The organism is Flavobacterium piscis, assembly GCF_001686925.1.
Taxonomy (GTDB): Bacteria; Bacteroidota; Bacteroidia; order Flavobacteriales; family Flavobacteriaceae; genus Flavobacterium; species Flavobacterium piscis.
In genome coordinates this window covers 429423-441114 of the sequence record NZ_LVEN01000035.1, presented here as the reverse complement: position 1 = coordinate 441114, position 11692 = coordinate 429423, and the positions used below count along the sequence as shown (strand labels likewise).

The window sequence follows — 11692 nt, the reverse complement described above, 5'->3', positions numbered from 1 at the left end:
TAATGGAGTATACAGAATGGAAGCAGATGTTATATTAGGTCCGTTGGAGGGTATAAGTATATTCCCAATCGTGTGTGTTTCCGGTACAGTCGGTGAAGGTATAAGTGTAAGTTACATCTCCGTTACAAGCAGGTGTTGTGGATATCAAAGGCGCAGATGGGGTTAATGTATTACCGCAATTATCTGTTACTACAGGCACTGTCGGGGTTACAATCAATGCTGCGCAGTAACTGTAGATCCCTGATTGGCCGGCATTGTAAAATCTGCTCCTTCAATGGTATAGGTATATACCCAATCGTGTGTGTTTCCTGTACAGTCGGTGAAGGTATAAGTGTAAGTTACATCTCCGTTACAAGCAGGTGTTGTGGATATCAAAGGCGCAGATGGGGTTAATGTATTACCGCAATTATCTGTTACTACAGGCACTGTCGGGGTTACAATCAATGCTGAGCACGTAACTGTAGATCCCTGATTGGCCGGCATTGTAAAATCTGCTCTTTCGATGGTATAGGTATATACCCAATCGTGTGTATTTCCGGTACAATCGGTGAAGGTATAGGTGTAAGTTACATCTCCGTTACAAGCAGGTGTTGCGGATATCAAAGGCGCAGATGGTGTTAGTATAGTACCGCAATTATCCGTTACTACGGGAACCGTTGGTGTCACAATCGATGCCGTGCAGGCAACTGTAGATCCCTGATTGGCCGGCATTGTAAAATCTGCTCTTTCAATGGTATAGGTATATATCCAATCATGTGTATTTCCCGCACAATCCGTAAAAGTATAGGTGTAAGTTACATCTCCATTACATGCAGGTGTTGCAGATATCACTGGTGCAGATGGTGTTAGTATATTACCGCAATTATCCGTTACTACGGGAACTATTGGGGTTATAATCGATGCAGCGCACGCAACTGTAGATCCTTGATTTGTTGGTACAAGAAAATCAGCTCTGCCTAGTATAATTGTTTGAGTACAAAGACTAGTGTTTAAAATGGTATTTTCACCTACATCCCGTACTTTATTATTGTTGGGATCGGCATATTCTGTTACGGTATAAGTTCGTATTATATTTCCGTTACAACCGGGATCAACTCCATTAGAAGCTGTAATATCTATTGCTCCACAAGGAATGTCTCCGATGATTCCATCTCCATTTCCCAGAGCTTCAAATTCGGCTTCGGTCAAAGTGGTAGCAGTTGGTAATTGATCGTAACAGCTAATGGTTGTTAACGGGAAAGTTGGGCAAACTACTTCAAACACACAACAAATTGGTGCGACATCCGCGATTGTTAAAGTATTGCAGGCATTAACATCCTGAATGCTTACATTATAATCGGTTCCTGCCAGTATAGGTTGTGATGTCCAGGTGCTGCCTGACCATGTACCGGGTGCGCCTGTGCCTGTTGCTGTATAAGGAGCTTCTCCCGTTACACTAAATGTTAGTACATATCCTGAACCATCGCTGGCGCAAGTGGTAGATGCTGTTCCTGCTAAAGTTACTTCACTAATAATTATATTCTGAATTGCTGTTACACTATTTCCGTTTCCATCTTCGAACAACCAGGTTACCGGGGTTGTTCCTACAACAGTTACAGGAAATAAAGTTGTAGTAGTACCGGTTACAATACCAGTGCAATTATCTGTGGTTGTTGGGGCAATTGGAGTTACTGAACATTCTCCTGTAATAGTATCTAAAAGGGGGGCAACAGGCGCAGTCGTATCTTTTATAATTACATTTTGAGTTATGGTTTGTGTATAACCATTTCCATAATCGAAATTCCATGTGATAAGAGTTGTCCCTTGTAGTGTTATTGGGAAAAGAGTTGTAGTAGTTCCTTCGATTATACCAGCGCAGGGGTCTTCAATGGTTGGATTAGTTGGAGTAGCCTCGCATTCTGCTGTTATATCTGGTAAAGGGGCAGGCAAAACCGTAGCACTTATTTCAATATTTGCTGTTGTAGTATTTGAACATAATCCGTCAGTAAATTCATAAGTTACTGTATGCTGACCAGGAGTCGAAAGGGCTAAATTTATTTCTCCGCTTGTAGCATTAATACTTAAACCTGCGTCGCCAATGTAAGTTCCTCCTGATTGACCAGTTTGAGTTATGGTCGCAGTACCTCTGTTACAAGTAAATGGGTCTGAGTATGCAATATGTGCTGTTGGCAGGGGATTTACAGTAACTGTAACGGGTTTAGCAGGAGGAGGAATAGCACAAATACCATCAGCTTCGACTGTTACATAATAAGTAGTTGTAAATTGTGGGCTTACACTTATTGTTTCTACATTGCTAATCGAATTTACAAGTCCCGCATCAGTATACCATGTAAAAACAGGATTTATCAGAGCACTTGTAGCTGTTAAGGTAGCTGTTTCTCCTTGGCAAATGCTTTGGTCTGCTACTGTAATGTCCGAAACTGTTGCTATAGGATTAACGGTTACTGTAACCTCTTTCCTGTTTCCTGCTTCATTACTACAAAAATTATCCCCTTCTACGTCCACATAATAAGTGGTTGTTACGAGGGGACTTACTACTAAATTTTCTCCAGTTCCTAATATTGTTGCCGAAGAAAGATTACTATCAAACCAAGTAAAAATTGGATCGGACATCGTGGGAGCGAACGCGGTTAAAATTATACCCGTTTCGTTGGGACAGATTGTTCTTCCCTCCGCAATTATGTCAGCAGCATTTGATCTTGGGCTGACAATTACAGTAAAATTAGTTGATTTTGATGCTCCGCAACCGCTGGCAGTAGCAGTAATAGTGGCTGTTCCGTTAAAGGAAGAATTCCAGTCAACCATTCCCGGTTGTGAACCAGCTCCAATTGTTCCTGCTTCTGGCGGATTAATACTATAAGTAATGCCTGTAGCATTTGTCGCTGTTGCTGAATAATCGATTGACTGGACCGAACTCGACTGACAAATTAAAGGCACACTACTAGCATTAAAGACAGGAAGTGCAACCTCAGCATTTGGGTTTATGGTCACCGTAATTGTTGCATTAAAAGTGCAGCCCGATGTAGTAACTACCTGTACACTGTAGTCTCCAGTATTTGCCGTTGTAACATTATTTATGTTTAAAGCAGGGCTATTTACTATTGAATTGTCCGGTAATGTCCATACAATACTTGTAACTGGCCCTAAGGCAATGGTAGATAAATTTAGAGTAGCTCCTGTACAATAAGCATTATCTCCAACAATAATGTCGCCTATTTCATTTGCCGGTTTTAAAGTAAAAGGCTGTATAACTTCAAAGCATGACGTTTTTGCTTTAATAACATAATTTCCTGCTGTTAATGCTGTAAAAGTTGCACTCGTTTGTCCTGTTGCAGGAAAATCGGGATCAGTATCTTTTTTTATAAAATAATTGACAGTGCCAATTGTATTATTCACTTTAACAGTAAGGCTTCCTGTCGTATTTCCCGGACAAATGACACCACCTGATTGTGCTAAATCGAAAGAAGGGAAATTAGGCACTACCTCTAAAGGCACAGAAGTTGTATTTTCAAAAATTTCTGAAGCAAATACCAGTCGGCCGTCATTTTGACGGCTTAAAGCCATTTCATAGCTTCCTGATATATCAGCAGTAAAAGTAAAAGAGATGGTGGCATCTCCTCTAAGAGTAACATTCGAACTAGTACTGTTCGTATATGTTGCACCTGCCGGCATTTTTAATAATCTCGGATAAGCACTATTAGATCCATACACAGTTGTTATAACGTCCACACCAGTTGTTGGGAGACTCTTTCCTACTGCAGTAACTCTGATTTGTCCTTTTTTAATATAACGGTCACAAGTAGTAGGGCTTGGGTCATAACTCACGTTTTGGAGTGCAACGCTTATAATATAGCTACCCAATACGATGTCATAATCTGCTGAAAAACACTGGTTGTCTGTGATCCTTATTTTATATGTTCCCGGAATTAGGTCATTGCCTAAACCAAAATTAGAACTAGTACTGGTTGGAGTAAATGTTTTATTTATTGTAGAGGGTCCGCTTAATGACTGAATCCGAATAGGTGCAACTAGACCTAAAGCTGTTGTTAGATTACTTATGACTAAAGCTGATTTTCCGATATATTTTGAACTAATTCCATCTGTAAAGACAATTTTGTCTTTGATAGCCAAGGGTGTGAAAGTAGCAGGATCAATAAAAAGATTATTCGGATCTGTCTGCGTTGGTTTTGCGGATGTAGAAGTGGTTAAATTTTTAAAATTATAAGTTGGTAAAACTTGCCCGGTTGCATCTTTTATTACAACAACATACGTTTTTCCGATGTCCAATTTAACTGAAAAATTCTGAGGAATTACAAAATGCTGTGTGTTAGAGGTTCCTTTTTCTGTTATATCTAAGGTTATAGGCTGACATCCTCCTGATTGATAGGTACTGGTTGTAAATTGTACTTGTGTTGGTGGTGCACATGGCGCTGGAGTTGGGTCATCATAGATTGAAATTCCAACAGAGGATAATGGTAATTGTTTAAATTCTTTGTATTGAGCCAAATCTATCTGATTTGTTTTTGTAATACCACAAATGGTTACTGAGCCACGTATTATTCCCCATTTCGAGCGATCATTTGGCAGAGGTGCTACGAGAGCATACGCTTGCTCTACTGTTAAATTATCATAAACGTCAAAACCTCCGGCAGCATTTTGTACCTCTAATTTGTAAACAGCATTTTTTGACCCGTAATATTGAGGTACAGTCGGTCCTGAGCCGCTTGTAGTAATATCATTAATAGTTAAACTTAGTAAAGCATTAAAATGGATAATACTTGCACTTGTAATTGGCGTACATACATCACCAGGAGTACTAAAAACAACATTAAAATAAGTTGTATAAGGCTGCGTACTAGGAGTATCTAAAGTAAAAGTAGTATAAGGAACATTAGGTCTTACTGTCACTGTATTAGGTGCCAATACTACGGTACCACAGTTATCGGTAGCTTTTAAAGTATAATTTCCTGCAGCCACGCCCGTAAAAGAAACTGAAGATTGGGTTTGTTGTTGCTGGACAAGATTATTGTTCGAATCTCTTAATTCTACATTGTAAGGCTTGTTTCCTCCTGTTAAGTTCGCATATATGAAGCCCAGGGGATCTGTAGAACCGCAATACGCGTAAAAAATGGAATAGTAAGTAGAAAACGTTGGAGAGGTGGTAGTATAATTATTAGCAACATTTACCGTAGTTGCAGACTTTACAAAAGTTGTTCCGTTAAAGTATCCGTAAAAATAGTCACCCGGCTGCAGCATTGTAAATTGGGCAGAAGAACTACTTATTATATCCTGTTCGTTAAAAGGAGATTTAGCAATACCGTAAGTAATGGGAGCGGGTACATCAGTAGCTATTAGTGTGATTGTTCCATTATTGGCACAAGTTGACGGCGTTGCCGTTGCCGTAATGGTTTGAGCAAAAGTTTTGTTGCCTAACAGATTTATTATGGAAAACAAAAGTAAAAATAAAGTAATTTTTGATTTCATGATTTTTAAATTAACTGAAACCTTTGACAGTAATTGCAATGCTTAATTACATATCAAGTATCAGGCTGTAAATTAAATACATGTGTCTTACTGTTGTTAAAGTCTTTTAATATGTGAATCGGCAAAAGTCTATCAAAACAGACCTTTGTAATTACCTATAAAAGTTTAAAGAATGACAGATTAAGACCTTTTTTGCTTTATTACGCTGTCAAAAAATGGAGTTGTAAAAAAGATATAGGCGTATAATGGCTTATAAATAAATCGTAATGCTTTGGTTGTTAGAATTTTATATAAAAGTAATAAAATATTTTCTTACTTTTTAGAGGAGCTTTAGCATTTTTTTTTTGGACAGTAAAAGGAAACAAAAATAAATGGTGGTTTTTTTGTTTTTTAAATGATTACGCAAATCTAATGCAGCAAATATTGTTTTGATTTCTACCAATATGCAGCTCAAAAGATGTGTGATAAAATACTCCAATTGTGAATCTAAGTGGCTAACCCACTCCGGAAACGTTTTTTCTTTTTAATACTCTCGCTGCTTTTTTTATTAACCATTGACAATAGTATAATTTTATTTGTGCAGGTAAATTTTCAAGGGAATAGTTTTTTAACTGTTCCCTTTTTTATGCAGTTAATAATCGATATCATACAAATATCTGTTACATAACATCTAAGACACGAAATGTTAATACAATGTTTTATAAGCACACATTTTTATTAATGTAAACGTAACCTTGCAGACCTACCCTCGGTTCTAATTTTGGAGACATATTATAAACAACACACTTGTAGTATATGTCATTTTTTAAATTAAGAATACATCGCAAAAAAATAATAAGAATTGGTGTTTTAGCAAGCGCCGTTCATTTGCCAAATAATACAAAAATACTGCATCATGTATAAAGGATTTACGGATGAGCAGCTTGTTGAATTATTGAAACAAGGCAAAGACAAAGCGTTTGATGAATTGTATTTTCGGTATCGGGATGTATTGGTTCGCTTTGTTTATATGCGAATGAAGTCGGTTCCGGTTGCTGAAGAAATCGTTCAGGAAGTTTTTACCACTATTTGGGAACGTCGAAAGACTTTGGTCATTCAAAAGAAATTCGCGGCTTATATCTATACTTCGGTTCGTTATGTGACTTTAGATTATATCAAATCGCACACTATTACAGATCAATATATAAAAGAAGTTAGCGACAGAAATACAAATGACCACAATAGTACCAATGCAACCGAAGATGCTATCTTTTACGAAGAACTTCAGGAAGCGGTAGACAAAGCCACTTTACTATTGCCCAAAAAATCCAAAGAAGTTTTTATTCTCAGCCGCATCAAACATTACACCAACAAAGAAATAGCCGAAGAACTCAATGTATCTCACGAAACGGTTAAGTATCATATTGCATACGCGTTAAAATTTATGCGCAATTATTTGGGCGAATTCAATTGATCATTGTTATTGAAAATTAAGCTGAACGCTTTTTCTTAACAAAAGCGTAACCTTCAGCGCCTACCCAAAAGTAACAATCCCAAGACATACTATTAAAGAGATAAACAAATTATAATGCCTGACAAATTACATCAAGATATACATCTTTTTTTAGAAGGAAAGCCTTCTGAAAAAGGAGAAGAATTATGGAATAACTGGTACGATCATCCTCAGGAAATTTTAGATCCTGCTATTATAATACCATCTGATCATTCAAAACTTAAAAAAGAAATCAGACAAATTAAAAAATCAAATCTGGTTATTTTTCTTCATCGTAAAAACTGGACTATGGCAGCTTCTCTAATTTTTTTAATGGGACTGTCCTGCTTTTTTTACCTCTCATTTGTAAAGACAATTTCTAAAGAATATGCCACCAAATTAGGCGAACACGCTAAAATAACATTAAGCGACGGAACTCAAATTTGGCTGAATGCAGGAAGTCTTTTAAAATATCCAAGTGAATTTAAAGGCGGAACACGCGAAGTATATCTTACCGGAGAAGCTTTTTTTGATGTCGCCAAAGACAAAGAACATCCTTTTATCATTCATACCGATAAAATGGATACCAAAGTATTAGGAACCAGTTTTAATGTTCAGGCTTATCCGGATCACGAAAAACAGGAAGTTTCAGTTTTAACCGGAAGAGTAAATGTAAAATCAACTGTAACCGAAGAGAATGTGTATGTAACTCCGGGACAAAAAGTAGTTTTTAAATCTCAGAATAATAAGATACAGGCCTTTACAGATATTCCCGTGAATTCTATTTCGCTATGGCGAAAAAATATTATTGTTTTTGAAGATGCGCCATTGCCGGAAGTTATTGCAACAATCAATCGCAATTATAATGTAGCGATCCAGATCGAAAACAAAAACCTCAACAATCTAAAAATCAGTGCTTATTTCAAAGAATTACCTGTTAATCAGGTTGTGGCTTTAGTTTGCAATATCATCAATGCCAATTATAAAATTGAAGCAGGAACTTATATCATACAATAAGAAAACCTTTAAAAGAGAATAAAAAGAATTAAAAATTGAGAATTAAAAATTAAAAATCTGCTCGATCTGCTAAATCTGCGAGCAAAAAAATTAAACACATAGAAACATAGATTTAAAATTAAGAATTAAGATGCTTTTAGAAAATCATGATTTTTTCACATAGCTAATGTGATTTATTCCAAGTGAAACGCCTTTATCGACAAAGAAAAGCTATGTCCCTATGTGTTAAAACAATTACGCAATTACAAGTATTTTAAAATTAAGTTAATCAATCATCTACGTAGAAACCAAGCAATAATCCAAACACAAATTAAAATTCCAAAAACATGAATCAAAAACAAATGCGGTATGTTGTAAACTGTCAGAGCATTAAAAAATCCATTTTGATTAAAGCACTCTTTTTTGTCGCTTTATTTTTTATAGGATCAACAATGAAAGCAGCCAGCGTTAACAGCAGTAAAAGGGTAACCTTAAAAGTTGAAAATGAAACGATAAAGAATGTTTTTCAGAAAATAGAAAAACAAGCTGATGTACATTTTATGTACGAAACCAATCAGGTCAATACCAATCAGAAAATTAGCCTGAAACTGAGTAACGTAACCTTAGAACAGGCATTAGATAAAATATGCAGCAATTTTTTCCTGAAATACGAAATTGTAAGTAACAATATCGTCATCAAAAAAAATCAAAAATTAGCAGATGCAGGACAAGGTAAAATAAGCATTTCAGGAACTGTTTTTGGAGGAGATGACGGAATGCCATTGCCGGGCGTGGGTATAAAAGACAAGAGTTCGGATGCAACTGCAACGACAGATTTTGACGGAACTTTCAAGATGGAAATCAATTCATCAGAAGCTGTACTTGTTTTTTCGTACGTAGGTTATATTACGCAGGAAGTAAAAGTAACAAGTTCGGATAAAAACATAAGCGTTAAACTATTAGCCGACATGAAACAGCTTCAGGAAGTTGTGGTTATGGGATATGGTTCGGTAAAAAAGAATGAAGTTTTGGGAGCTGTTGGAACGGTTTCTATGAAAGAAACTTCAAGCAGAACGTACAACAGTGCAGCCGAATTATTGCAAGGTACAGTTGCTGGTGTTACGGTAATTAATAACGGTGGAGATCCTACGGCTGAACCAACAATCAACATTCGTGGTATTGGTTCCCTGAATGCCGAAACGCCTTTGATCGTGTTGGACGGAATTATCTACAGCGGATCTTTAAACACATTAAACCCAAATGATATTGCATCTATAAGTGTGCTTAAAGATGCGGCTTCGGCAGCAATTTATGGAGCAAGGGCTTCCGGTGGTGTAATTTTAATTACGTCCAAAAAAGGAACTTCTGATCATATTAATGTCAATGTAAATTATCAGGGAGGTTTTCAGAGTGTAGCCAAAAAATTAGATGTGTTGGATGCTGCCGGATATGCTGATGCTATGAACACAGCCAGAGATAATGCCGGTATGCCTAGAATTCCTGCTTTTGATCCTGCATTTGAGCCAACAGCAAGAACAACGAAAACCAACTGGATGGATGAAATTTTCCGTACAGGCGAGATTCAGGATTTGTCTATTTCGGTAAACGGAAAAACGGAGAAATCGAATTTCTTTTTGTCAGGAAGTTATAGAAAAAACGAAGGAATTTTATTGAATACTTTCGGGACAAGATATACAGCAAGAGCCAACTCTTCTTTTAAACTGGCGCCCAATTTTACATTAGGTGAAAACATGTCGTATTCCTTAACAGATGGTCAGGCGGCAAATACAAATAGTGGTTATACAGGTGCAATTTTAGCAGCGATTTTTTATCCGCCAAATGCAACCATTTACAGAGAAGACGGTTCAGGACAATTTGGAGGAGTTCCTGAAAAATACATTGGTTCGTACGGCGACGTGATTAATCCGGTGGCGTATTTAAAAAGACTGGACAACAGAAATCCTGTTTCGACTATTTTGATCAATCCTTATGCCGAATGGGAAATTATTTCAGGATTAAAAGTAAAATCAAACTGGGGTTATACCAGAATTCAAAACAACTCAACAGATTTTGCAGTTAAAATTACAGAACCGGGTAAAGTGTTTGATTTTAACAGATTAACATTGACAAATTCAACAACAACCGATTTGTTAAGTGAGCAGACTCTTTCTTACGAAAAATCATTAGGCAAACATAATTTCAAAGCTTTGGCCGGATATACGTACCAACAAACCAAAAGAGATTTTTATACAGTGCAGGGAACAGGTTTCGATAACGAAGATGCCTCTCAGCGTTATTTATTGAATGCTAAATTGGTACAGCAAACAGCTGCCGGATTGTCTGAAGAAATTATTTCTTCTTATGTTGGAAGATTGAATTACGACTTTAATCAAAAATATTTAATTTCAGGAATTGTGCGTCGTGACGGAACTTCAAAACTAACATCTGCAAACCGTTGGAAAGTTTATCCTTCTGTTTCTGCAGGTTGGTTAATCTCTGAAGAAGGATTCATGAAAGGCATTAATCCGATAATCAGTACATTAAAATTACGTGGAAGCTGGGGACAAATAGGAAACTTAGGAAACCTTGGACCATACCAGTTTAGTGTACCATTAACTCAAACCCAAGGTTTAATCGGGTCAACTCCGGTAATCAATTACGGATACGCAGAAAGCGAATTATCAAACCCTAATTTAAGATGGGAAAGCTCTGAACAAACCAACGTAGGATTAGATTTCACGATGTTCAATAGCGCTTTGTCAGGATCTCTTGATGCTTATGTAAAAACAAACAAAGACATGTTGGTTCGTGATCAGCTTCCGGGTGTTTCGGGAACTCCGCTGGGGAGAATTGTAAACTCAGGAAATGTAGAAAACAAAGGAATTGAAGCAAGTTTGACGTACCAAAAAACTCGTGGCGATTTTAAATTTGATGTAACAGCAAACGCAGCCTTTTTAAGCAATAAAATTGTTTCGATCAAAGACGATTTAACCTCACTTGAACCATTGAATTTAAGCCGAGTTCGTAGCTTGCCTTTGGCCAATATATATCAGGTAGGAAGTCCGGTTGGTGCTTTTTACGGCTATTCTACAGACGGATTGTTCCAAAGTAATGCCGAGGCAAAAGCCTATGTAAATACCAAAGGCGAAGTGTATCAGCCAAACGCTGTTGCGGGAGATATAAAATTTAAAGATGTAAACGGAGACGGCGTTATCAACAACAGCGATAGAGTTGTGTTGGGAAGCCCTTTCCCTAAAACCACTTTTAGTTTAAACATGAACTTTAAGTACAAAGGTTTTGATATGAATGTGTTTTTTAGCGGAGCAGCAGGAAATAGCGTTTTTAATGCGGTAAAACATACTGGTTTAAACGGTTCTTTCCCGGGATATAATTTATTGGCCGAGTCTAAAAATGCCTGGTCGCCAACCAATACGAACACTAGTATTCCGGTACTTTCATCAACAGATAACAACAATAACTTTGGTCGAATCTCTGATTTTTATATCGAAGATGCATCTTTCGTAAGATTAAGAAACCTTTCGATTGGATATACGGTTAAAGACCAATGGCTAAACGGAAAAGCAAAATTGAGATTTTTTATCTCAGGACAAAACCTTTTCACGATCACTAAATATTCAGGAATGGATCCTGAGGTTGGCTTAAACAACTTTGGTATGGACTTAGGAAAATATCCACTTTCCCGTATTTATATGACGGGTGTAAATGCAACTTTTTAAAAAA

The 11692-nt window shown here is 37.0% G+C and carries 5 protein-coding genes; 3 read left to right on the top strand and 2 right to left on the bottom strand.

Going from position 1 to position 11692, the window contains the following annotated elements:
- Nucleotides 1-34: 34 nt before the first annotated feature.
- Complete coding sequence (locus tag FLP_RS25295) at nucleotides 35-217, bottom strand: HYR-like domain-containing protein (protein ID WP_123921678.1); 183 nt, start codon at nucleotides 215-217, stop codon at nucleotides 35-37.
- Nucleotides 214-5484 (bottom strand): HYR-like domain-containing protein, encoded by a 5271-nt coding sequence (locus tag FLP_RS16645; RefSeq protein ID WP_065450644.1) that lies wholly within the window; start codon nucleotides 5482-5484, stop codon nucleotides 214-216. The genes FLP_RS25295 and FLP_RS16645 overlap by 4 nt, the downstream gene beginning before the upstream one ends.
- 895 nt (nucleotides 5485-6379) lie before the next feature.
- Here FLP_RS16645 and FLP_RS16640 point away from each other — a divergent pair.
- The 3 genes from FLP_RS16640 to FLP_RS16630 all read left to right on the top strand — a co-directional run bounded on the left by FLP_RS16640 (nucleotide 6380) and on the right by FLP_RS16630 (nucleotide 11688).
- Nucleotides 6380-6937 carry an RNA polymerase sigma-70 factor gene (locus tag FLP_RS16640; protein WP_065450643.1) on the top strand — a complete coding sequence of 186 codons (558 nt, stop codon included), beginning with the start codon at nucleotides 6380-6382 and terminating at the stop codon, nucleotides 6935-6937.
- A 114-nt stretch (nucleotides 6938-7051) separates the two neighbouring features.
- Nucleotides 7052-7972: a FecR family protein gene (locus FLP_RS16635; RefSeq protein ID WP_065450642.1), complete on the top strand. Its 921-nt coding sequence runs from the start codon at nucleotides 7052-7054 to the stop codon at nucleotides 7970-7972.
- A 326-nt stretch (nucleotides 7973-8298) separates the two neighbouring features.
- A complete protein-coding gene (locus FLP_RS16630; protein ID WP_065450641.1) occupies nucleotides 8299-11688 on the top strand; it encodes a SusC/RagA family TonB-linked outer membrane protein in 3390 nt (1129 codons plus the stop codon).
- Nucleotides 11689-11692 lie beyond the last annotated feature (4 nt).